The 23,214-nt window shown below is 59.5% G+C and carries 22 protein-coding genes and 1 pseudogene; 10 read left to right on the forward strand and 13 right to left on the reverse strand.

Annotation, left to right across the window (positions count from 1 at the left end):
• The first annotated feature begins 174 nt into the window (after positions 1-174).
• Positions 175-1,084, forward strand: a pseudogene (locus tag FJW03_RS00470) (nucleotidyltransferase and HEPN domain-containing protein).
• Positions 1,085-1,110: 26 nt separating this feature from the next.
• Here the strand turns inward: FJW03_RS00470 and FJW03_RS00475 are convergent.
• From FJW03_RS00475 to FJW03_RS00495, 5 genes are all read right to left on the reverse strand, one after another.
• Positions 1,111-2,685 carry a M81 family metallopeptidase gene (locus FJW03_RS00475; protein ID WP_181173199.1) on the reverse strand — a complete coding sequence of 525 codons (1,575 nt, stop codon included), beginning with the start codon at positions 2,683-2,685 and terminating at the stop codon, positions 1,111-1,113.
• A 44-nt stretch (positions 2,686-2,729) separates the two neighbouring features.
• The gene (locus FJW03_RS00480; RefSeq protein WP_226890731.1) at positions 2,730-3,545 is read right to left on the reverse strand and encodes an ABC transporter permease; all 816 of its coding nucleotides are present in this window, start codon (positions 3,543-3,545) and stop codon (positions 2,730-2,732) included.
• 28 nt (positions 3,546-3,573) lie between these two features.
• Positions 3,574-4,464: an ABC transporter permease gene (locus FJW03_RS00485; RefSeq protein ID WP_140762280.1), complete on the reverse strand. Its 891-nt coding sequence runs from the start codon at positions 4,462-4,464 to the stop codon at positions 3,574-3,576.
• 2 nt (positions 4,465-4,466) lie between these two features.
• A complete protein-coding gene (locus FJW03_RS00490) occupies positions 4,467-5,570 on the reverse strand; it encodes an ABC transporter ATP-binding protein (RefSeq protein WP_413466450.1) in 1,104 nt (367 codons plus the stop codon).
• Between the two features lie 111 nt (positions 5,571-5,681).
• Positions 5,682-6,782 carry an ABC transporter substrate-binding protein gene (locus FJW03_RS00495; RefSeq protein WP_181173200.1) on the reverse strand — a complete coding sequence of 367 codons (1,101 nt, stop codon included), beginning with the start codon at positions 6,780-6,782 and terminating at the stop codon, positions 5,682-5,684.
• 302 nt (positions 6,783-7,084) lie between these two features.
• On the opposite strand from FJW03_RS00495, the gene FJW03_RS00500 reads away from it, so the two are divergent.
• From FJW03_RS00500 to FJW03_RS00535, 8 genes are all read left to right on the forward strand, one after another.
• Positions 7,085-7,762 carry a GntR family transcriptional regulator gene (locus FJW03_RS00500; RefSeq protein WP_140762724.1) on the forward strand — a complete coding sequence of 226 codons (678 nt, stop codon included), beginning with the start codon at positions 7,085-7,087 and terminating at the stop codon, positions 7,760-7,762.
• Between the two features lie 97 nt (positions 7,763-7,859).
• Positions 7,860-9,230: an aspartate aminotransferase family protein gene (locus tag FJW03_RS00505; protein ID WP_413466451.1), complete on the forward strand. Its 1,371-nt coding sequence runs from the start codon at positions 7,860-7,862 to the stop codon at positions 9,228-9,230.
• Positions 9,230-10,969 carry an acetolactate synthase catalytic subunit gene (locus FJW03_RS00510; protein ID WP_140762287.1) on the forward strand — a complete coding sequence of 580 codons (1,740 nt, stop codon included), beginning with the start codon at positions 9,230-9,232 and terminating at the stop codon, positions 10,967-10,969. Before FJW03_RS00505 ends, FJW03_RS00510 begins: the two co-directional genes overlap by 1 nt.
• Entirely contained in the window at positions 10,969-11,748 is a 780-nt protein-coding gene (locus tag FJW03_RS00515; RefSeq protein WP_140762290.1) for an SDR family NAD(P)-dependent oxidoreductase, read from the forward strand. Before FJW03_RS00510 ends, FJW03_RS00515 begins: the two co-directional genes overlap by 1 nt.
• A gap of 50 nt (positions 11,749-11,798) precedes the next feature.
• A complete protein-coding gene (locus FJW03_RS00520) occupies positions 11,799-13,205 on the forward strand; it encodes an amidohydrolase family protein (RefSeq protein ID WP_140762294.1) in 1,407 nt (468 codons plus the stop codon).
• 213 nt (positions 13,206-13,418) lie between these two features.
• Positions 13,419-13,715 carry a hypothetical protein gene (locus FJW03_RS00525; RefSeq protein WP_140762297.1) on the forward strand — a complete coding sequence of 99 codons (297 nt, stop codon included), beginning with the start codon at positions 13,419-13,421 and terminating at the stop codon, positions 13,713-13,715.
• Positions 13,705-14,295, forward strand: coding sequence for a type II toxin-antitoxin system VapC family toxin (locus tag FJW03_RS00530; protein ID WP_140762300.1), 591 nt, complete (start codon positions 13,705-13,707; stop codon positions 14,293-14,295). The genes FJW03_RS00525 and FJW03_RS00530 overlap by 11 nt, the downstream gene beginning before the upstream one ends.
• A 513-nt stretch (positions 14,296-14,808) precedes the next feature.
• Complete coding sequence (locus FJW03_RS00535) at positions 14,809-15,012, forward strand: zincin-like metallopeptidase domain-containing protein (protein ID WP_140762303.1); 204 nt, start codon at positions 14,809-14,811, stop codon at positions 15,010-15,012.
• A 74-nt stretch (positions 15,013-15,086) separates the two neighbouring features.
• Here the strand turns inward: FJW03_RS00535 and FJW03_RS00540 are convergent, their stop codons facing one another.
• Both FJW03_RS00540 and FJW03_RS00545 read right to left on the reverse strand, forming a co-directional pair.
• Positions 15,087-15,611, reverse strand: a complete 525-nt coding sequence (locus tag FJW03_RS00540; protein ID WP_140762306.1) for a GNAT family N-acetyltransferase — start codon at positions 15,609-15,611, stop codon at positions 15,087-15,089.
• A 2-nt stretch (positions 15,612-15,613) separates the two neighbouring features.
• Complete coding sequence (locus FJW03_RS00545) at positions 15,614-15,925, reverse strand: DUF1778 domain-containing protein (protein WP_140762309.1); 312 nt, start codon at positions 15,923-15,925, stop codon at positions 15,614-15,616.
• A gap of 287 nt (positions 15,926-16,212) precedes the next feature.
• Between FJW03_RS00545 and FJW03_RS30280 the strand changes: the two genes are divergently transcribed.
• Positions 16,213-16,548, forward strand: coding sequence for a hypothetical protein (locus FJW03_RS30280; RefSeq protein ID WP_413466524.1), 336 nt, complete (start codon positions 16,213-16,215; stop codon positions 16,546-16,548).
• Here the strand turns inward: FJW03_RS30280 and FJW03_RS00550 are convergent.
• The 6 genes from FJW03_RS00550 to FJW03_RS00575 all read right to left on the reverse strand — a co-directional run bounded on the left by FJW03_RS00550 (position 16,504) and on the right by FJW03_RS00575 (position 23,212).
• Positions 16,504-17,916, reverse strand: coding sequence for an amidohydrolase family protein (locus tag FJW03_RS00550; protein ID WP_181173202.1), 1,413 nt, complete (start codon positions 17,914-17,916; stop codon positions 16,504-16,506). The two genes, FJW03_RS30280 and FJW03_RS00550, sit on opposite strands and share 45 nt — an antisense overlap.
• A gap of 46 nt (positions 17,917-17,962) precedes the next feature.
• Entirely contained in the window at positions 17,963-18,526 is a 564-nt protein-coding gene (locus FJW03_RS00555) for a GNAT family N-acetyltransferase (RefSeq protein ID WP_140762315.1), read from the reverse strand.
• Between the two features lie 22 nt (positions 18,527-18,548).
• Positions 18,549-19,466 carry a DMT family transporter gene (locus FJW03_RS00560; RefSeq protein WP_140762318.1) on the reverse strand — a complete coding sequence of 306 codons (918 nt, stop codon included), beginning with the start codon at positions 19,464-19,466 and terminating at the stop codon, positions 18,549-18,551.
• Between the two features lie 17 nt (positions 19,467-19,483).
• Positions 19,484-20,821, reverse strand: coding sequence for an aspartate aminotransferase family protein (locus FJW03_RS00565; RefSeq protein WP_140762321.1), 1,338 nt, complete (start codon positions 20,819-20,821; stop codon positions 19,484-19,486).
• Between the two features lie 121 nt (positions 20,822-20,942).
• Complete coding sequence (locus tag FJW03_RS00570; protein WP_140762324.1) at positions 20,943-22,202, reverse strand: aminotransferase class I/II-fold pyridoxal phosphate-dependent enzyme; 1,260 nt, start codon at positions 22,200-22,202, stop codon at positions 20,943-20,945.
• Between the two features lie 308 nt (positions 22,203-22,510).
• A complete protein-coding gene (locus FJW03_RS00575) occupies positions 22,511-23,212 on the reverse strand; it encodes a response regulator transcription factor (protein WP_140762327.1) in 702 nt (233 codons plus the stop codon).
• Between the last annotated feature and the right edge of the window lie 2 nt (positions 23,213-23,214).

Raw genomic sequence — 23,214 nt, forward strand, 5'->3', positions numbered from 1 at the left:
TTCTGAGCTGTGTGTTTCAGCGAGCAAGGGCTGTAAAGCACTGCGCAAATCGGGCAACGTCGGTGGTGAAAGTACCCATTGCCGAAGCCTGCGACCTTCCGCTAGCACTGCGGGGAAAGGGATCGTGGACGCCATCCCTCGATGACAGTCAATCTGAGGATTTCAGCGTCGATGATGAAGACCAGCATCGAACATTTGCCGGAGAAGAAGCAGCGCGAGCTGCGCCGCATCATGGATATCCTCCATGAGGAGTTCGACGATGCGCTGGCAGACGGTTCGACCGAATTCAAGAAGAAGGGTCGTATCCTCAAGACGATCCTGTTCGGCTCCTACGCCCGCGGCGACTGGGTCGACGAGCCGCATACGATGAAGGGTTATCGGTCGGACTACGACCTGCTGATCGTGGTGAATAATCGCAAGCTTGCCGATTTCGACTATTGGTACAAGGCAAAGGATCGTCTTGATCGCGACCGGGGTGTGAACACGCCGACAAACTTCATCGTGCATTCACGGCGCGAGGTAAACACGGCACTGCGCGAGGGGCAGTATTTCTTCACCGACATCCGCCGCGATGGCATCGTGCTTTACGAGCTCGATGACGAGCCATTGGCTGAGCCGAAGGCGATAACGCCCGCGGCAGCTTATAAGTTTGCCGTAGAGTATTTCGACGATCGCATACCTGGCGCACGGGATTTCTTTGACGCCTTTCGTTTTGCGTTGGAGAAAGGACGCCTGAAAAACGCATCCTTCCAGCTGCATCAGGCGATTGAGAATAACTACGCAGCACTTCTGTTGGTGCTGACAAACTACAGCCCGCCCTCGCACAAGCTGTCCTTCCTGCGTGCCTTGGCAGAGGAGCAAGACCGGCGGCTTGCCGAAGCCTGGCCACGCGACCAACAGCGCTACCGTGCCTGGTTCAACACGCTGAATGAGGCCTATGTCAAAGCACGGTATTCAAAGCATTATGAAATCAGCGAGGAAGCCCTTGTCTGGCTCGGCGAGCGTACCGCCACGCTCCATGAACTTGTCGAAGAAAATCTGCCGTGCTCATCTGGCGCGGTTGAAGGAAGCCGCGGGCGGCTGAAGAATTGGGCCGTACTGTGACGTGGCTCAAGCCGCCGGCGTCTTAACGGACTTGCCGTACGCGACAGCTCTGATCTCAGGCTCGGGCACGAGGTGTTCCGGCCAGAATCGCGCTCTCTTCCAGTGCAGCAGTCCGGGCGTGTAGTAGCCGATCCCAGGCGTCGCGACACCGAGCGGCGTGCCGATCCTCGCGAAATTCAGTTTGAAGTGATAGCCAGATTTCACAACGACGAAATCCTGGCTCGCCACATCGATGCCTTGGCTCGCAAAAGCCGCCGGATCGTGCGTGAAGCCCGGCTTGCTCGTCAGCATGATGCTCAGCCGGTCATCGACAACCAACACCGCGGAGCGGCCAAGGGAGGTTTCTTCACCGGCGCCGAACGGCCCTTTTATCACAAAGCGACCCTCGCTGATTGCCGCCACGACGCCGGAGACCGTTAGGGGCGCGAAACCTGGCGTCAAGCGTCCGCCGATGCCAAGCGTTACGCGAGCGCCAATGCCGGCCTGTGCGGCGGCTTCCACGCTTGTGGGATCCGTAACCGGAATAGCGCCACGAAGGCGGTCGCCCCGAACCAGCGCATGTTTGATGATGGCCGTGCTGTCGCCGGGCGCCCCGGCCAGAACCCGATCGCCCATGTCGGCGAGGATGTACGGGCGCCGACCAGACTCTCGCGCAACGAGATCAAGCGCCTCGTCGATTGTGGAAAAATTATCGCGGAAACGTTCGCGCCAGGCCCAGAAATCCCGGACGAACTCCATTGCCGCTCGTTGTGCAAGCCGGCTCGGACCATGCGTCAGCACGACCGCTGCTTGCCCCATATCCTCGTCATCCGTGTACGGATAGACGTTGAACAGAGATATGTCCCAGATCTCCGGATGGGCCATGGCGATGGCCCGCGCACGCGCGTGGAGTTCGGCGAGGGGCCCCGCGCCCGTCTCCGCGGCGCCCGGCAGGATCATAGGCACCTTGGCCATGGTGAGGACCGGTTTGAGCGTTCCGTCCAGCACGGCCGCGAGGCATTCGACGACACGCTCGCCGCACGAAACCACATCGGAATGCGGGTTCTCCTTGCACGCAATACAGATATCGACCGAACGCAGCATGCTCTGCGTGACATGGGCGTGCAGGTCAAGACCGATGCCAATCGGGACATCCGGGCCAACCGCCTCGCGCAAGCGAACAAGAAGATCGCCGTCGGCGTCCGGCAGCTCGGTCGTCGCCATTGCACCGTGCAATTCCAGGGCGATGGCGTCATATCGTTCCTGGCAAGCCAGAGCTATCAACGCGTCCCGGAGTTGAACGTAGAAGTGATGATCCACCAGGCCGCCAGGAGGAGCCACTGCCGAAACGGTAGGCACCACCTCGTGGCCAAACTCCGCTGCCCGCTTGACGATGCCGCCAAGGGTCGTACCCGAACACCGTGCGTGAGCGAGCAAGTCTTCGCCATTCTTGATTTCGAACGCCTCACCCGAAGTGATCTGCGGGCTGAAACTGTGCGACTCATGAAACAGGCGCCCGACAAGGATCCGTCGATGTGTCGAGGGTCTCGCGTCGGGCCGGTGCTTTGGTTCGGCCCCGCGTGATGGCATGGCTGCGTGCACAATTTGTCTCCTTCTCGACGCCAGAAGCCAACCGCGCCCAGGCTTCATCCCTGGCGACCAGGTTCACTTCGCCGCCGCGCAATTTCGATCGTGCTCATGAGGATCAGCGAGACTAGCGTCAGAACAGTCGAAACGGCCGCGATGACAGGCGTCAGATTGAAATCGATGTCTTCGAACATTTTGCGCGTGATCGTCTTGCCCTCCATGCCCGAAAGGAAGAAGGCAACCGTCGCCTCGTCGAATGAGGCGAGGAAGGCGAATACCGCGCCCGCGGCAACGCCAGGCATGATGTTCGGCAGCACGATGTGAAAGAAGGCCTGTATCCGCGTGGCGCCGCAGTTGAGCGCTGCAAGTTCGAGGTTCGCATCGAAGCGCTGCAGGGCTGCACTCACCGTGATCACCACATAGGGGACCGCGAGCATCGAATGAGCGATAACAAACCCATAGAAGCTCCCCACCAGGCCAAGGGGCGCGAAAAAGAGATAGAGCGCCACCGCGATGACAATATGGGGGACAATCAGCGGAGCCAGCGTCAGCGCCTGCAGGAACTCTTTCCCCGGCAAGCGGCCCCGGACCAGGGCGACAGCGGCAAGCGTGCCGATGACCGTTGCCGAGAATGTCGTGGCTACGGCAATGCGAATGCTGAACCAGGTCGCTGCCATCCAGTCCGGATCGCTGAAATACTGCTCGTACCACCTGAAGGTCAGGCCCTGCGGCGGGAACTCGATATAGGGTGAGGTGCCGAGCGACATTGGGATGACGATGAGTGTCGGCAGGAGAAGGAAGAACAGGATCAGCCCGATCATGAGCGCGGCAAGCAGCCCAGCCAGACCATTGCCGATGCGGCGCTTTTCTCGAATTTGGCGTTCGGCAAGAACGAAGTCAGCGTCAACCAAGTTTGAACCCCTTGTTGAGTGCAAGCGCGCGCCGGAAGACGATGACAAGCAAAAGTGTCGCGATCAGCAGGACGGCGGACAACGCGCCCGCGAATGGCCAGTTAAGCAGCTCCGTCGTCTGCTGACCGATCAAGGTCGACATCATCAGCGTGCTGGGCCCGCCGACGAGCGCCGGCGTGACGTAGAACCCGAGCGACAAAATGAATGTGATGAGCACACCGGCCGCGACGCCAGGCAGACTGAGCGGCAGCGTAATGTGAAGAAAGGCCTGGAGGCCGCCCGCGCCGAGGTTACGAGCCGCTCTGGTAAGATCGTCCGGGATGCTATGGACCACCGAATAGATCGGCAAGACCATGAAGGGCAGCAAAACCTGCGTCATCGCCACGACCACGGCACCTTGCGTATAGAGGAGCTTTAATGGCGTCTCGATCAACCCAGCCTCATGAAGGGTGTTGTTGATGACCCCGTTGCGCTGGAGCAGCACAATCCATGCGTAGGAGCGGACGAGAACACTCGTCCACAAGGGGATGAGCACGCAGGCACCGATCAGCATTGCTGCACGCCCGGAGACCCGTGACATGGCCAGAGCGACGGGATAGCCGAGCAGGAAGGCCAGAACGGTGACGATGAAGGCGATCTCGAACGTCCGCCACAGAATGAGGAAATATAAGGGTTCCTGCAGGATGCGCAGGTAATGTTTGGGCGTTGCCTCTGGCGCAAAGACGCTACCCCAAAAAAGCCTTCCAACCGGATAGAGAAATCCACCCAACAGGAGCAGAAGAAGCGGTGTTACGAGAAGAAGCGACAGCGTCGGTCCATACTCTCTCGACGATGTTGGACCGCTGCGAAAAAAGGAGCGTTTCGTGACCGGGGTAGCAGACATCGTCAGCACCTCGCCTCAGGGAAAAAGTGCACTGCCTGGCTTGGTATCGCCAGGCTGACGCGATCTCCTTCCAATGGATGCGAAATGTCGCGGTCCATATGGACCTGGACATGGAGGAGTTCTCCGCCCGCAAGCCGGACAAGGAACGTGCGAAACGACCCGACGAAAATGACGGCTTCGACAACGCCTTCAAGGGTCGGGCCGTCTGTTTCACCCGGGCGGAGCATCCGTATCTGCTCAGGGCGCACAGCCAAACGCAGGCGATCGCCGGGCTTCGGGCGAGTTTTCGGAGCAGGGGGGCGCTGAGCTATTTGAATGAACCCGCTTTTACCAAACCCGATCTCGAGACCGGTTCCAGTGCAATTGCGGCATTCGCCTTCCAGGAAGTTCGTCTTGCCGACGAAATCGGCGACGAATGGTGTGGCAGGCGTGTCGTAAAGCTCGGTAGGGGAGCCTATCTGCTCCAAAGAGCCGTCGCGCATCACCGCGATCCGGTCCGACATGGTAAGCGCTTCTTCCTGGTCGTGCGTGACGTAGATAACGGTTACACCCAGCCGCTGCTGCAGGCGCTTTATCTCGATTTGCATTTGCTCACGGAGCTTCTTGTCGAGCGCGCCCAGTGGCTCGTCCATGAGCAGCACGGGCGGCTCGAACACAAGTGCTCGCGCCACTGCAACGCGTTGCTGCTGCCCGCCAGACAGTTCCCTCGGCAGGCGTTTCCCGTAGCCCTCAAGCTGTACCAGAGCCAAGGCGTCGGCGACGCGGCGCGCTGCATCGGCCTTTGGGACTTTACGCATGCGCAGCGGGAACGCGATGTTGTCGGCAACTGTCATGTGGGGAAACAGAGCATAGCGCTGAAACACCATGCCAACATTGCGCCGGTTCGGAGCGACGTAGGTCACATCCCGATCGCCAATCCGGATGTCGCCCGAGCTAGGCATCTCGAAGCCGGCAATCATCATCATGAGAGTCGTCTTGCCTGACCCTGATGGCCCGAGAAGCGAAAGGAACTCGCCGGGACGAACGTCTAGCGTGACCTCCTCGACAGCCCGAACCAAACCGTAACGCTTTCCCAGTCCCCGCACCGATACATTCATGCCATCCACTGCCTGCCTACCTCCGTTGGTTCCTGTGATCAGCGACCTTGCGATACCCGATAGTGCGAAGACCCTTTGCGGCATTGGAGACTTTGCCGCGAGCAACCAGGTGCGCAGCGTTCAGCTCGCAAGCCATGTGCTCCAGCGTTCCAGAATCGCGTCCCGGTTCGCTGCCAGCCAGTCACGGTTGATTTGGACAATCTGAGACCAGTTATCGGGTTGAATGACACTTGATGCCCGGGCATCCTGCGGCAGGAACTTGATTGCTTCGCGCTGGGCGGTCGATCCAAACGATTCGTTCGCGAACGCGGCGTGTGCCTCCGGGCGCGTATAGATGAAGTCGAGGAGCGCAAGCGCGGCATTCGGGTGTTGTGCGCCCTTGGTCACCGCCCAGAACGCAGCATCGAGGGGGGCTCCCTGCCAGCTGATTCCGAGCGGTATCTTCTCGGCACGCAACCGGAAGGCGCGACCGGAAAACAACATGGCCATGACCACTTCGCCAGTGCGGAAGAGCTGCTGGCTCTGATCGCCGCTCTTCCACCATACCGTCACATCGGGTTTGATCTCGTCGAGCTTACGGAAGGCGCGATCAACATCCAGCGGGAACAATTGATCGCGGCTCACGCCATCGGCCTCGAGCGCTGCAATCAAGTTCCACCATGGATTACCGACGTTCGGCAGCGCCCTCGGTCCGGGAAAGGTCTTTACATCCCAAAAGTCCGCCCAACTCGCCGGCTGAGAATGGCCATCTGGAAAACTGCGCTTGTCGAAGGCAAGGACACCGCCTCCGATATCAAACAGGACACCATGGCCCAGACAAGAGCCGTCAACCCCCCGAGAGCCGACGTCCGGTAGGTTCGCGCAATCGCCCAGATCGTCGAGAAGGTTCGCGATGTCCGGGGTGAGGGAGTCGATCGAAAGAGTAATGACGTCCCATTCAACCCGTCCAACCGATGCCATCGCCTTGAACTTGGCCAGCTTCTCGCCATAACCTCCGCCAGCCGCAACCACCTCTATTCCGGTTGCCTCGGTAAACGGCGCATAAAAGTACTTCTTCACAAGATCGCCGTACGCGCCGGTGCCACCCGCCACGACCACTTCTCGCTCGCCAGCCTGGCGCGCCCGCTCCACGAGCTTATCGAGCGGAGCCGCGGTGGCATTGTTGGACAACGCAACGAGGTTTCCGATGCCGGAGACGGCTCCTGCGGAAAGCTTGAGCATTCCGCGTCTGCTCATCAACGTCCCATGGATCACGATCTCCTCCTCCAGTCAGCAAGCTTGCGTCTGTTACCCGATTATGAAGTATGAAATTTGGTGTAACAAAACTTTAATATTCGCGTCAAGATGCCGGTGCCCGGTTATCGGGAAAATTTCTGGCGGCAGCGCAGCTGCGGCAATAAGCTGATGCTTATGAAAGCTGCGATTCGAGCCCCGGGGGTGACCGGCCTCAGGCTCGGCTGCCGAAAGTGGGACCATTGATGTTTGCTACGCCAAAACAGAGGGATAAAGCGCTGCCCAGTGACATGGCGCCGATTGATAGGCATCGCAGCCTTGGTGAGAGCGCCTACCTGACCCTGAAAGATTCGCTCATACGCGGAGCGCTGCGGCCTGGCACCAAGCTTACTCTTCGATCTGTCGCCCAGGCCCTTGAGGTCAGTACGACGCCTGCGCGCGATGCCATCACACGGCTGATCGGCGAGGGGGGGTTGGTCAATACGGGTCCCAAGACCGTGATCGTTCCGGTTCTCACCTTGCCCGACCTCGAAGAGATCACGGCCATACGCCTTGCGCTGGAAGGGTTGGCTGCCGAGCAGGCCGCCAGCAGGGTGACCAAAGAGGAAATCGATGAACTGGAACGCTTGCAGGAGCGCATCAATCGCGGACTCGACGAGGGCCGCTACAGTGACGTGCTCGATGCCAACAGGGACTTTCATTTCCTGATTTATCGCCGCGCGGGCATGCGTCAACTGGTATCGATCATTGAGTCCCAATGGCTTCGCATGGGGCCGGCTTTCAATGACCTCTACCCGGAATTCGCGCTGTCGCGAACGGGTGTTTCCAACCATTTGTGGGCCTTACGCGGGCTCCAAGATCGCGATGCGGCCGCTGTCCGAGCTGCGGTCGAAAACGATATTCGCAGCGGTTATCGTCGCCTCTCGGCCCTGATCCTCGGAAATCGGGAAGACACAAGAACCGGCTGAGCTCGGATTTTTGTTGCATCAAATATCAAAATCTGTTTTCCCTCATTTTGTGCCTTGGTGGTGCGCGCAGTCGCGGCCACAATCATGGAGGTGAGGCGTGATCCCGATTCCAGACCATTTGCAAAATTCTCAACCAGCCGAATTCTCGGCGGGACAGCGCTCGCAAGCGTTGTTTGAACGCGCCTGTTCTGTCTTTCCCGATGGAACGACGCGCGTCACGATCGACCGGGACCCAGCCCCTCGCTACGTTTTGCGTGGGGAGGGTGCTTATGTTGTCGACGTCGATGGGAGGCGCTTTCTCGACCTCAACGCAAATTTCACCACGCTCATTCACGGACACGCGTTCGAACCCGTGATTGCCGCCGTCGAGAGGCAAATGAGGAATGGCAGCTGCTTTGCCAACCCTACGGAGGCGGAGGTCGAACTTGCCTCGCTGTTGTGCGAACGCGTGCCAAGGCTTGAGCGCATTCGCTTTGTCAATACAGGCACGGAAGCCGTCATGTTCGCCGTCAAAGCGGCTCGTGCCTTCACGGGCAGGACCTGTATCGCCAAGATAGAAGGCGCCTATCACGGCGCCTATGATTGGGCGGAAGTGGCGCAGGCAAGTACGCCGGAAAACTGGGGTCCGCCGGATCAGCCTGCTGCGACTCCGTATTACCACGGCGTGCCGGCCTCGGTACTGGATGAGGTGGTGGTGCTTCGGTTCAACGATCCGATGGGAGCGCGCGAACTCTTGAGCCGGCGCGCCGGCGAGATCGCAGCCATACTTATCGATCCCATGCCCAGCCGTGCCGGTCTGGTCGCGCCAGAGCCTGAGTTCCTTTCTGCGTTGCAGGAAACGGCACGCAAGCATGGGATCCTCGTCATTAGCGACGAGGTCCTCAATTTTCGTCAGGATTATTGCGGCGCTTCGGCACGCTATGGTCTTGAGCCGGATCTGTTTGCGTTGGGCAAGATTATTGGAGGCGGGTTTCCGATTGGCGCGGTTGGCGGATCGGGTGAGATCATGGCCGTGTTTGACGCCTGCCGCGGTCGTCCACTGCTTTCGCAAGGAGGAACCTTTTCGGCAAATCCGATCTCAATGGTGGCCGGCTACGCTGCGATGGCGTCGCTTGATCAGGCCGCCTTTGCACGGCTTGAAACGCTGGGAAGCAATCTGTGCAAGCTCTTGGTGAGCGCGATCTCGCGTGCGAACGCACCGCTCAGCATAACTGGGGCTGCTTCGCTGTTCCGGATCCATCCAAAACCGACGCCTCCGCGGGAGTTTCGCGAAGCCTATTGCAGCTCAGCGGAAGCGAATTTCAACAAGCAGTTGTCCCGGTTTTTTGCCCGCCATGGAATCATTCTGCCCAGCGGTGCCGCGGCATGTCTTTCGACACCCATGGGCGAACCGGAGATCAATGCGATCGCAAGCGTCTTTGAAGCATTCCTCGCGCAACACTCCGGCCTCCTTGAGGAGATAGTCTGATGTCCGTGGCCCTCGAAACCGTCGCCGAGCGTATCGCCCGGGCATTGAAGCGCCATGGCGTCGAGCTCATTTTCGCACAAAGCCTTCCCTCGGCGGTCATTCTCGCAGCCGAAGCGATCGGCATACGGCAGATTGCATACCGCCAGGAGAATATGGGCGGCGCAATGGCGGATGGATATGCGCGTCGATCTGGCCGCACCTCCGTCGTTGCGGCTCAGAACGGCCCGGCCGCAACGTTGCTGGTTCCTCCGTTGGCCGAAGCGCTGAAGGCCAGCGTGCCGATCGTAGCGCTGGTCCAAGAGGTGGAGAGACCGCACTTCGATCGCAATGCCTTCCAGGAGCTTGATCATATCGCCCTGTTCCAACCCTGCGCCAAATGGGTCAGGCGTCTCATCACGGCGGACCGCGTGGACGACTACGTCGACGCGGCCTTTACCGCGGCAGGAAGCGGTAGGCCCGGCCCCGCGGTGCTATTGCTGCCGGCGGATTTGTTGCGGGAGGAGGTGCCCGAATCCCGGCATCCACGCACAGCGATGCTTGGAGCGTGGCCAATTGACAGATCGCGACCGGGCGACCGGGAAATCTCGGCTGCAGCCAAATTGCTGGCACAGGCACGCCAACCGATCGTCATGGCCGGCGGCGGGGCCCTGACGACTGGAGCACCGCAGGCGCTTGCTCGCATGCAGGAAGTGGCGCACCTACCGGTGATGACGACGCCCATGGGCAAAGGTGCGGTTAATGAAACGCATCCGCTTTCGCTCGGCGTCCTTGGTCCTCTCACCGGCCCAGGATCGATGGGGCGCCACTCAAGGCGGCTTCTGGAAGAAGCGGATGTGATCCTGCTTGTCGGTACGCGCACCAATCAAAACGGGACGGACAGTTGGCGCTCCATTCCGCAGTCAGCGCGGATCATCCACGTCGATGTCGACCCAACGGAAATCGGTCGCAACTATGAGGCACTGCGCCTTGTCGGCGATGCAGCAGAAACGATTACAGCCCTCACCGAGACGCTGGGTCAGTACGACCTGTCACATCGCCTGGTGCAACGCGATCAATTGGAGCGAAAGATCGCGCAGATGCGGGTTGCTTTCGAAGCCGCTCGCGGGAGGATCTTGGCCTGCCATCCGGCGGTGCTTCGACCCGAGCGCATCATGATCGATCTTCAGCGCTCGCTTGCGCCCAACATGACGGTGGTTGCCGATGCCAGCTACTCTTCCATGTGGGTGGCCGGCCAACTCACGGCCCTTGAAGCGGGGCAGCGCTTCCTGACTCCGCGTGGCCTGGCCGGTCTCGGTTGGGGACTACCCCTGGCCATTGGTGCCAAACTGGCCAACCCTGATGCTCCAGTTGTCGCCCTCGTTGGCGATGGCGGCTTTGCTCACTCATGGGCGGAACTTGAAACAATGGTGCGCCTCGGCATCGCGGTCACCGTCATCGTCCTGAACAACGGCGTTCTCGGATATCAAAAAGACGCTGAAACCGTGAAGTTTGGACGATACACCAGCGCTTGCCATTTTGCGCCTGTCGACCATGCAGCCCTTGCCAGGGCTTGTGGTTGCAAAGCCTTCCGAGTCGAGAACGCGGAGGAGGTTCTGCCTGCGCTTCAAACAGCCCTTGCTTCGGAGGAGCCCTGGTTGATCGATATCATGACGGATCCCGACGCCCATCCGCCGTTGTCTTTGTATGATGGAAAGCTCGATTCCTGCGAACCATCTCCTGCTCTGGCGGAGGATGCTTAATGACCGAGCTGGGCGAGGAGACACCGGTTGCGGTGATCACCGGCGGCTCGAGCGGCATCGGCCTTGCAAGTGCCGACGCGCTTCTGCGGGCAGGTTATCGTGTCGCCTTCTTCAGTCATCAGCCGGAACGGGTCGAGGCTGCAACTCGCACCCTGGCCGGGGTCTACGGGGGCGATCGAATAAGATCGGCAGCGGTCGACCTGCGTGACCCAGAGGCCGTGCGTCGCTTCTTCGGCGATCTTGAGGCGCACTGGCCAGCGCCGTCCATCCTCGTTTGCAATGCTGGATTCTCGCCGAAACGCAACGGCGGACGGGTTCCCTTACAAGAAATCGACCTTGCCGACTGGCACGAAGTGCTGGCGATCAATCTCACCGGTGCGCTGGTTTGCTGTCAATGCGTTCTGCCTGCCATGGCCGAACGAAGATACGGGCGCATCGTCTTCATTGGTTCCCTGGCCGGTCGAACGATGCCCCGAATAGCCGGCGCGGCCTATAGCGTGTCCAAAAGCGGGCTCGTCGGTATCGCTCGGTCAATCGTCAGCGAATACTCCCAGTTCGGCATCACGGCCAACACGATTACTCCCGGTCGCATCGTCACGGAAATGACTGGTCCGACAGATACGCTCGTCAACAAGGAGAGTCTTGCGCGCATCCCCATCGGCCGTCTGGGTCGAGCAGAGGACATCGCCCGAGCCGTTGCTTTCTTGGTGGCGCCCGATGCCGACTTCCTGAACGGCGCGGTACTCGACATCAACGGTGGTGAATTCACGCCGCCATAGTCCCTCAGCGCTTTCTTTTACATCGCTACCGTTATTTAGGGAACCTTGCCATGCCCTTTGCAACAGCCACCTCCCTGGCATCGAACAGGTCGCAACACTGTGACCTCATTGTCCACAATGGCGCGATCCTTACGGTGGACGCCGATAGCCGCGTCGTCGCGGGCGGCGCTCTTGCCATCCGAAATGGACGCATTATCGCGCTTGACCAGCAGGAGAAGATCTTCGCCTGCTACACCTCAGATCAATTGTTTGATGCGGTCGGCGGTATCATCCATCCGGGGTTCATCGACGCGCACGTTCATGTTTCCCAGTACACGGCGCGTAGCGTCTTGCCCTTGATGGAAGGAACATCCGTAACCATGGGGCACTGGAAAGGCGAGCTGACGCCGGAGGACGAGCACGCTAGCGCCCTTTTGGCTGCTCTGGACTACCTGCAGTGCGGCTATACGGGTTTTGTCGATCCCGGCACGATCTTTGCGCCGGACGCGGTCGCGGCCGTCGCGGATCAAGCCGGCATTCGCATCTGGCTCACCGACCCTTATGTAGCCGATGGCGGTGAGGCGCTGGCAGCGAATTTACCCGAGCTCGTCAGTGAGAGTTTTCTCGCCCGCTGGCCGCGAAATACCGATGAAGCGCTAAAGCGACTGGGGTCCCAGCTTTTCCGCAACAGGAACCAGGACAGCCTGGTGAAAGCCTTTATCGGACTCTATGGCGAGGCGACCGATTCATCCGAACTCTACGAAGCCGCGCTGAACCTGGCCCGAGATCACGGTGTGCGGTTGCAAGAGCATCTGGGATATCTTCCGGCCTTTCAGCTCAAGCGGGAGAGGACGCTGGGCCAGCCACTGCTAAGCTGGTTCGAGGAACGCGGCTTTCTGGATCCCAATGTCACCTTCGTTCACATGAATTTGGTGCGCGAAGACGAAATTTCCCTTCTGGCGAAGCATGGCGTGCGCGTGGTCTGGTGTCCCTGGGGCCAATTGCAGATGCTCGGTCAGCCGGGTGCGCAGGCGCGCATGGTAGACCTCCACCGATCGGGAGTGGGTGTCGGCATCGCAAGCGACATTCCCCGCGTTGCGGATTTCGACGCGCTTGGCACCTTGGCCGCGTCTGCGTCAGCAGCGTCGGGCCAGCCGGCAACGCCGCGCGAAATTCTGCGCATGCGCACAATCGGCGCCGCGGCAACCATCGGCGCCGACAGTGAGCTTGGAAGCCTCGAAATCGGCAAGCGCGCTGATTTCGTGGTGCGGTGCCCGAGCGCCTCGGTGAATTTCGGCTTCGATCCGGGGCTCGAACTGGGAGTGATCGGCGGCCGCAATGCTGTGGAGGCGGTGTTCGTGGGCGGCCGCCAGGTCGTCAAAAGCGGTCGGGTCGTCTACTTGGATGAGCGCGCCGTCATTGCCGGAGCCCACCGGTCGGCGCGCGCGCTTGCGTCTAGGATAGGCCTTCGCGCCTGAGCTGGTCAACCAAGGTGCAGGCCGGCGGCGAGGCTACGCACCAACTGATGGGGGCGCGCAACCAGGGCGGGCGTCCTGAGGCCTACCACGCACTTCTCGGCAACGAACACGGAGTCTACGATGCTGGCGTCCGCGACGACCGCGGCGTTCCCTCAAGTGCTCTTGTATTTATGTTGAACGTAAATTATGTTACGTTCAACATAGGAGTTTGGCATGGGCGCTCAAATCCATTCTGCCACGGACAACGAAGCAAAGGTTGCGTTGACCCGCAACAAGCTCGTCCTCGAGCAGGCGAGGGCTGTTGGCCTCCTTGGCACTGCAAAAAATACGCGTTTGTCGGGACGTGTACCGTCGGAGCTGATCGACGCGGCCAAAAAGCGCGCCCACGTCGCTTCGGACACCGAATTGTTGGAGCTTGCGCTGTCGCGGTTGGCGCTGGAGGATGATTTCGGGGCTCGTCTCGTCAAGCGGAAGGGTAGCATTCCCTCGGACATCGACCTTGGGATTTGATCTCGCCGAAACCCTCCGATCACTCAAACCACACAGACGCCAAGGGACACTCGCTCGTCGGGCCGATGACGATCTGCCATGGATTGACGACGAGCCGACTATTGGCGGTCCATTGTTTCTGGACACCACCGTTTATCTGGATGTTCTGCAGGGCCGATCGCCCGCGGAGGTCGATAGGCTTCTGACTTATCGGCTGTGCCATCACTCGGCTGTTTGCCTTTCCGAGCTGACACACGCATTCGGTCGACTGGATCCGAAGCATATCTCAACGAAGACCGTTCTGAAAACGATCCACGGGACGCTCGCGGATATACCGGAGCATCGGCTTCATGCTCCCGATACTGAAATCTGGGGGCAAGCCGGCATCCTCGCTGGCCTGCTTTTCCGAATGAGCAATTTGCCAAAAGGCGAAGGTCATGAACGCAAGTTCGTCAACGACGCTCTAGTTTTCCTGCAGGCGCGGCAATTGGGTGCGAGCGTGCTTACGGGAAACATCCGGGAATTCGACTTTCTTTCCCAACTGGTTCCGACGGGACGCATTGTTCTGTACCGAACTCCAGAAGCGTCCCGATCCGTATGAATTCGCGCTCACACAGTCTTCAGCGATGCTTCATGCGCCGGAGGCTGAGAGACGAGAGCGCTAACCGAACATCAATCATTTGCAGCAAGAGAGCTTGCCTGCCGAGCTTGTCCTTGTTCCCGAAAGGCAGCTGATCATCAGGTCGGCGAGCAAGTGTTCTGGTTGGAAAGCTACGGAGCGAGCGAAGGGCTGCTTCAGCATCGAATACTGACCTCAGTCAGAAGCCGAGCTTGATGTCTGGATCGATGTTCCTGTGAGCTTGTTCATGCCGTTGGTAAAAGCGTTCAGCTCGGGGCGTTACCTGCCGTACGAAGAAGCTCCGCTTCGAGCACGCCGTCTTGCCGCAAGACCAAGGTTGGAGGCTCGTTCAGACATTCGAAGATGCCCTCTGGGTTCCAAGCGGAATCAACCGAAGGTTCGCCGTATCAACCCATCGATTTCGCAAAGCGCTGATGGATTAACGTTGCCAGCTTCGGCTCCGCAAGTATCTTTGTTGCTTGACCATCAGGATATATCGCGGAACTTTCAGCTTCCTACAGCTGTGCTGAAATGAAGCTCGCTTCCACGCCGTGTCTGGGCCACGCGCAATACATTGCCGAATGGGTCAAGATCCTCAAACAGGACAAGAAGGCCATCTTCACGGCAGCTTCGGCGGCATCCGCCGCCACTGACCACATCCTCGCCTTCACCCGACCGTCCCGAGAGGAGACTGCGTAAGCGGCCTCCAGACCCCGCCTTGCGCCGAAATCAGGCTGGATCTGATAGGCGTCATTTAAAATCAGAGTCCAGCCTTATGATCCCGGCATTCCGAATAGTTTTTCGATCTCTGCCATCGGCTTGAAGAGGCGCTTGGCCTGATTTGGTATCCGAAGAAGCTCATGCCGCTCGCAAAACGAGATCGCTGCATCATCCTTCGCGTCTACCACGACCGCCAGGGAGGCTGTCTCACTTCGAAGGCAACGTCGGAGGGCATCGAGAAGAAGAACCGTTCCAAATCCACCGCCCCGCCGCCCCGCGTCGACCGCTAGCCGGCCGAGCAGCGTGGCCGGTAAGACCGGATAGCGCGGCAGCTTCTTGACAAACGCCGCCGGCAGTTCCGTAGCCCGGATAGATATGTTCGAAAGTGTGTAGAAGCCGACGACGTTGGGGCAGGGAGGCTCCAGCAGCACATAGGAAGCCGCTACGCGTCGGCGTGCATCCTGGCCAGCCTGCGAATGTAGATAACGATCTAGCGCCTCGACGCCGCAAGAGAACGCCGAACGATCTTGCCGCGTCGTGTCGAGAAGCTCAATGATAGGCCTTGCGGTGTCGCACACGTCTAGTGGTCGCCGATCAGCGCCTTATAGTTCGCCACACGTTCCTGCATCCGCTTGTCGGGTTCGCGCGGATTGAGGAGCGCCTCCACAAACGCTTGGGAGTCCCTGACACTGAGCTGGATTACTTCATGCTCGGCAATGGCGCGTTTCGCGGCGTCCTGGACGCTCGCCAGCACGAAATCGGTGATGCTGCGCCCTTCGAGAGCTGCGGCGTGTTCGATCAAAGCCTTCTGTTCCGCCGTCACGCGGGCTTCAAGCCGCTCACCTCGCCTGCGAGCTGCTGGGACACTCTCTTGTCTTTGTGCCTGAGCCATAGCCATTCTCCTGTTCGGTATAATGTACGGCCAAATGCCGGCATTATCAAAAGCCCCTGGATACTAGGGTACGACCGAGAAGTTCAGCGAGAAAGCCTCTCTCCGCATCCCGCCGGAACTCATCGGCGCAAAAATGTTCGGAATTAATATGAGCGGTCAAAGCCCCTCCGAAAGGCGTGAGGAGTGATGCCCTCCGATCAGCCAGCGGCCGTCGATCTCCTCGAAGGTGAACAGGAAACGCGCCGGCCGCGGCCGGGCGTGGGAGCTTTCGCAAGGCGGGGCGTGCTCTGGATGTTCAGGTATCGACGATTAGCCGACGTATCGCTGACCTTGACGATCTCGGCGTGTCGCTGTTGCGGAGCAGTCGACGACGACCGCATTCTCGGCGTCTTCGCCATATTACCTCCTCTCATGATGTTAGCCAAGTCGTGTGTTTTGTTGAACAAAACAGGCGAGAGCGGCCTTGTCACTCGGAGCCTGCTCAGTTTGCTGAACAGCCATTCGTGACACCGCCTGGGGAGGGCCCCTCGCAGACCTCGTGTGTCGAATGTACGATCTACCATGACGTTGAGCGAGATTCAGTGACGGGTCAGGTCCAGGCGGGCGGCAAGGCCTCGCACTGATTGATGGGCGCGCGCAACCACGGCGAGCGTGTCGGCCTTCAGCACTTCGCCATGCTTCACCACGCACTTGCCATCAACGAATACGGAATCGATGGTGCTGGCGTCGGCGATGACCGCGAATTCCAGTGCCGGATCACGCCCCAGGTTTTCAGACACGTCCGGCCGGCGGACAACGAAATCGGCTTTCTTGCCGATCTCGAGGCTGCCAAGCTCCGACGCGGCGCCCACGGTTCCTGCGGCTCCAAGTGTGCGCATGTGCAGGATCTCCAGACCAGAAACTGCCAACCCCGTTGCCGCCGCCGTGACGGTAGCCAGTGTACCGAGCGCACTGAAGTGAACGGCGCGAGGAATGTCGCTTGCGATGCCGACCTTCACGCCGGCACGATGCAACTCCACCATTCGGCCTTCGGCGCCGCCGCGGCCAAGCATCTGCAACTGCCCGTAGGGGCACCAAACGACGCCGACGCCATGCGCTGCCAAGAGTTGAACGTCGCCGGGATGAACCGCATTCATGTGCACAAACGTGACGTGGCTGTCGAGGAACCCCTGATTGCTCATGTGCTGCATCAGGCTGGCCCCGAGCGCCGATTCCCGCTGGCGGTATAGTAGAGGTGCGTAGCCCAGGTGCTCCTGCATCTGAACGCCATGCTCACGGGCCAATTCGAAGGCGGCACGAAATAGCTCTTCGGAGTCGGTACCCTCGCCGTATAAGCCGACAAAGGCTCTGACGAGGCTGTTCTGGCTCTGGTTGCGAAATAGCTGCGAGCCCAGGCGGCGGAAGGCTTCGTCCCGATTTTTTGGCCACAGCGCAAGAAACGAATCGCTGACAAGCTCTGGGAAGTGCTTCTTGAGCTCGAGCCCGGCGTCGGCGACATAGGGATCGGTGAGCCAGATGCGAATGCCGAATTCATCCGCGACTGGGGCGACCGCATCCGGCGTAAAGATCGTGCCCGGGTCGACGAAGCCAGTGTAGCCGCTCTTCAAATAATCGACGGCCGCCAGGGCGGCGCTTGCATATTCATCTTCCGCAGTCAGCGCGCTCTTCCAGTCGCCCATTGTGATACGCGTTCCCTGCATGGAGGAAAGGACGCTACGCGAGGTGTATTGGGAAATATGGACGTGGGCGTCGATGAAGCCGGGATGCACGATCCCTCCGCCGGCGTCGAGGGTTTGGCGGGAATTGTAGCCGCAAAGGATGTCCCGAGTGGCCCCCACGGCAACAATTGATCCGTCATGAACCGCGATGGCGCCATTCGCAATCACCTTGTCTGTTTCATCGACCGTCAGAAGCAGCGCGTTGTGAACGACGAGATCGCAAAGGTGTTTCTCGTGGTCTGGGATACCTTTGTCCTCCATCAAGATGTTCATAGTTCTCTCCGTGTTAGAGGAATTGAAAGCCATCGAGCGCCCCGCGTTAACACGCATCTGTTCTGGGTCCGCCGCTTTGGCAATCGATGCCGCACTGGCTCGGGCGCACCTCGTAGAAGCCCTTCATGCGGTTGCCGTATTGTCTGTCTTCGACGTGCGCGAATCCGATCTTTTCGGCCGCGCGAATAGCCCGTTCGTTCTCTGGCCGGATCAGCGCGACCACTCGTTCCAGATGGAGGTCCTCGAAGGCATAGCGCAGGATTGCCCCGCCGAGTTCTGGACCGACCCCTCGGCCAGCAACATGCCCGAACAGGCAAAGGCCATACTCGACATCCGCCGTATTCTCGAAGCAGCGTAGGCCCGCGCGGCCCGCGAACTCGCTTCTGTCCTGTGAGCTTCCTTTCAGCAACACACCGAAAAAGCCAAAGCCGTTCTGCCGCCAATCCCGGACATATCGCTCCATCTTTTCCTGCGTGTCCTCGCGCGACGGAGGCTCCCCGGAAAACAGCGCTCGCACGACAAGGGGATCGGTGTGCAGGCGATGAACGTCCTCAAGGTCCGACATGGCCAGGGGACGAATGAAAAGTCGCGGCGTTTCAAGAGCAAGCATCGTCGTTCTCCTTAAAGGCCTGTCATAGCTTCCGGGATATCAATCCACGGCCAATAACAATGCTCGCGACTACCGGAGCGATGAGCGTCACCTGGCTTAAAGTCAGTCTTTCGTTTGCAAATACTGCGCTTAGTATAATGCTTAGAGCCGGCACGAGGTAATGATGCATGCTGGCAAAGGTTGGCCCGCTCAGCCCTATCAATCGATAGTAGACGACGTAGACCACTGCTGTGGACATGACACCCAGCAGCAGAAGGGCTGCGAGGGCCTGCGCACTCGGGGCGATCGTCCAGGGTCGCTCGAAGGCAAGGCTTAGCGGCAGCAGCATCGGAATTGCGCAAATCATGACCGCTGTTCCAGTCACGAGCGCATTTGCGTCCTGCAGCCGGGCCACTGCGCGACCGGACAGTGCATAGCTCGCGGCTGCTCCCAAAAGGGCCAAAAGCGGTACCGTGCCTCGGCCCGCATGGAACGTGAAACCTGCGGAATGGCCTAGAAGTGCACTAAGACCAACAAAGCCTACCAACAGACCGAAGACCGTACCCCTTGACGGCCACTCGCGCTGGGCGAAATGGGCAAAGAGCACCGCGAACAGAGGGGTAGTGGCGACCAGGATCGCCATTTCGCTTACTCGCACGGTCTCGGATGCCCATGCAATCAGATAAAGAGGCAGAGCGTGGCCGAACAGCGCTATTTGGACGTACCGGACCCCTGAGCTGAGATCGAGCGGAAGAAAACCTACTTTGGTCAGCCTCAACCAGACGAGCAGCGCTGCGGAAGCGATGAGGAGTCTCGCCGTGGCAAGGGTCGCCGGAGGCACATCAAGAACGGCAATCTTGATAAGAAGATAGGAGCCCGCCCACCAGATTGAAACGGCAGCGAGCAGGAGATAGGCAAGAAGCGGTGACCGATCGCTCACGATACCAGAGGCGCTCTTCATGGCAGCATTCTCCTGCCTCACGCAACAGCGGCGGACGGTGTTTTCTCGGCAAGCCTGGCCAAAGCTCGACCAAACTGGACGGCCAGCATGGTGATCTCGGTCTCCGTCATGGGGGTTGAAAGCGCACCCAGGCCGATGCGCGAAAGGAGGACTCCTTCGTCGCGGCAAAGCGACATCAACCGGGAGAGGAGCTGCCTCTGCTGCCAGGCGTGATAGGCACTCGCGTAATCTTTTACTTCCCTGTCGCTGATGAAAACGCAGAAAAGGGAGCCGGCTCCGGTGACATTCCCTCTTATATCGGAGGCGGCGAGTACTCGGTTAAGTTCGCACCGAAGTCGCGCGCCGAGAGCGTTGAGCCGCTCGACTTCAACTTCTGTCAGGGCGCGCATGGCGGCAGCCCCCGCAACCATGCTCAGTGGATTGGCGGTGAAGGTCCCTGCCTGAGCGACAGGCGGCTTGCCGCGGCTTGGATCAAACACCTGCATGGTTTCAGCCCGCCCGGCAACGGCCCCGATGGGCAGTCCGCCGCCAACGATCTTGCCGAACGCGCACAGGTCCGGTTCGATCCCATAGGTGGAAATCGCGCCGCGATAGCTCAGCCGGAAACTCAGGACTTCATCCGAAATCAGCAGAATTCCATGGCGGGCTGTGAACTCGCGCAGGAAGCTCAGGTACTCGGGATCGACCGGCACCAACCCGGCGCGCGATGGAAGGGGGTCGATGACGACGCACGCCAGCGTCTGCTTATGCCGCTCCAGCACCCGCTCTGTCCCAACAACGTCGTTGAAGGGAATGACGACCACCTCAGCCAAGACTGACGCCGGCGTTCCATCGTTGTAGGCTTTCGCCTCCGCGGACCCGGTTTGCCAGTCGGCGGGAATGGGATCGAAACTTGTTTCCACATAGTCGTAGTTGCCGTGATAGGCGCCCTCGCACTTTGCAATTTTCGGGCGCTTGGTGATTGCGCGCGCAGCCTTGATGGCCATCATCACCGCTTCCGATCCAGTGTTTGTGAAGCGCATTTGCTCGAAGAAGGGCACCCTGTCGCAGAGGATCTCCGCCAGATCGATCTCGCTCTCAGTGGGATTTGCGAAACTGAGCCCCCGGCCGACTTGTCCGATGAGCGCCGAATTCACTTCCGCGTGGTCATAACCATGGATCAGGGCGGTGAAATTGTTTTGGAAATCCAGATAGGAGTTCCCGTCGACGTCGGTTACAAACGCTCCCTTTCCGGATTTCAGATAAAGGGGAAAGGGCGCCTCATAGACGCTGCTGCGCGTGTTGCCCCCAGGCATGACTTTTTTCGCACGCTCGTGTGCGAGGCTGGAGATGCTGATTTGATCATCGCTGGTCATGGTCTGAAATCCCAATAATCCCGGTGTGGTCCGGACGAGACGTCGCTAGTCGAAAGCTCAGCCAGACCAGCCGCGACGGAAGCCGACATGGTGCTTCCTCAGCATCGATGTCATTCGTGGCTCAGGCCGAGGTAAGTGTCTGTTGTTTGTCGCTCATAATCTTGCAGCACAGCCGCTCCAGGTCCGAAAGGTCATGGCTTGCGGTCAGGCAGATGCGTATGCCTGCTTGGCCGCGAGCCACCGTCGGAAAGAACGTCACGGATGTGTAGAAGCCGCCTTCCAGCAGTCGCTCTGCGAAGTCGATGGCCGCGAATTCGTCGCCCACCTTGATCATGCGAATTGGCAGCGCGGCACCCCGCTGACCGGTCTCGATTCGCTTGTCGAAAAAGGCGATGCGCTCGGCCAGCCGCTCTTGGCGAAGCTTGAGTTCGCTCGTTTGATGAATGTCCGCCGAGGCGAGGGCGGCGCCGATGGCTGCGACGTTGGGAGATGCCGAGAACGCATGGGGAAGAGAGTAGCAGCGAAACAGCGCCTCCTGATGCGCCGTCCCGAGCAGGAGCATGCCACCCGAAGCGCCGAAGCCCTTGCCGAGCGAGGCCGCTACGATTGTGCGCCCGCCCAGTTCAGGGGGCAGTTGTGAGCGTGCGAAGCCTTCGCCATTGTCGCCAAACAGTGAAATTCCGTGTGCGTCGTCGATGTAGAGAAAAAGGCCGTACTTGTCCTGCAATCGCAAAAGCCCTGGGATCGGCGCGAAGCCTCCCATGGAATAGACGCCGTCGCACACATAGGCGACAACTGGATGCTTGCAACAAATCTGCTCAAGAGCATCGAGGTCATTGTGGGGAATTGTCTCGACTTGCGTCTCCTGCGCCACGACTGGCTTGTGAAAGGCTAGGGAGGCATGGGCGAGGCGATCGAAAACCATGACCGGTCTCTGCCCATCCGTTAGATGTCCTGAAGCAATGATCGGCAGCGCCCCCATGTTGGCAACCATGACCGTTGAATACACAATCACCCGCGCCCCAAAGAGCTGGGTAAGCGTATCCTCAAGATCGCCTATGATCCCGAAGTTCAGTCGTGTCCGCGCACAGGACCAGTGAAGTGATCGGTATTGTTCTACTGCGGCAATCGCGCCGGCGACGATAGCCGGATGGTTATCCAGGCCAAGATAGGAGCAACGAACATAATCTGTGATGGTGTTGCCTTCACGCTCTCCTGCCGTGAGTGTGACTGCCCTTTCCTGTATGGAGCGGCCATAGACGGCCATGAGCCCGCGGCGATGTGCCTCTTCGAAATAGGTTCGCGTGCGATCGATCACCGAGGCGGTGTTGCGGAAACGCGTGGCGCCCACAGTGCTTCCTGCGGATACTTCTGTGGACATTTAGGACTCCTTCGAAAGTATTATCGTCGATGGCAAAGGCAATTGTTGCGATCGAGTGAAAGGATGCCAGATATGAAGTAGGTATAGCGTAAGATATATTGTCTGTGCATGAATTGTTGTTAAAAGATTCTGAAACGTCTATTAACGATACGATGAAGGAATTCACATTCTTTTAGGTCGATTCGGCGGATCCCATGCTTGTGAGGCGGTCCGGCCTCGCACGAGAAAGGTTCTGCTCGTGTTGAACTCGCCGCACGTCGCAGACTTACAGTGCCCGCGATGGTCTAACGTGACGACCGTTCCGCCGCCTAGGAATCCCTCGCGTCATCAAGCATGTAGCCTGCGGACCGGACCGTTCGAATGACCACACGAGATCCGAGAGTTAGCAGCGACTTGCGCAGCCGGCTCACATGAACGTCCACCGTGCGGGTATCGACGTGGATGTTGGTGGGCCACGCGATCGCAATCAGGTTCTCGCGGCTGAAAACTTGGCCTTGATTCTCAAGCAGATGTCGCAACAAGCGGAATTCTATCGCCCCGAGTTGGATCTCCCTTTCGCCACGCCGCACGCGAAAACTATCAGGGCGCATTTCCATGTCGCCGAGGGTAGGAATGTGGTGGCTGTGAACATTACTGCGAGCGCCCGCCCTTCGATCGGATTGCAGGGAAGCAAGCAGCTTCGCCGGCACCAGGGGCCGCACCAGGCTATCGTCGACGCCCGCCTTCAAAAGGGTGATATGCTGGTCTTCCGCACCAGGCGCGATCAGTGCGAGAAGCACAATAGCGCGGGTCGCCGGATCTTGCTTCAGCCGGGCACACAAGGTCGCGACTGGAAGGCCGCCAGGACGACAGTCCAGAATGACCGCCGCAGGCGATTTTTCCCTCGTCCGTTCTTCGGCCTCGTGGATGTTGCCAGCGAGCACGGTTTTGTACCCGTCCCCACCAAGGATGTACTCGAGGATGATGTAAAGTTCTGCGTCTTGTGAGCAGACAATTGCAACTGGCTCCATCG

This window comes from Mesorhizobium sp. B4-1-4 (genome assembly GCF_006439395.2).
Taxonomy (GTDB): Bacteria; Pseudomonadota; Alphaproteobacteria; order Rhizobiales; family Rhizobiaceae; genus Mesorhizobium.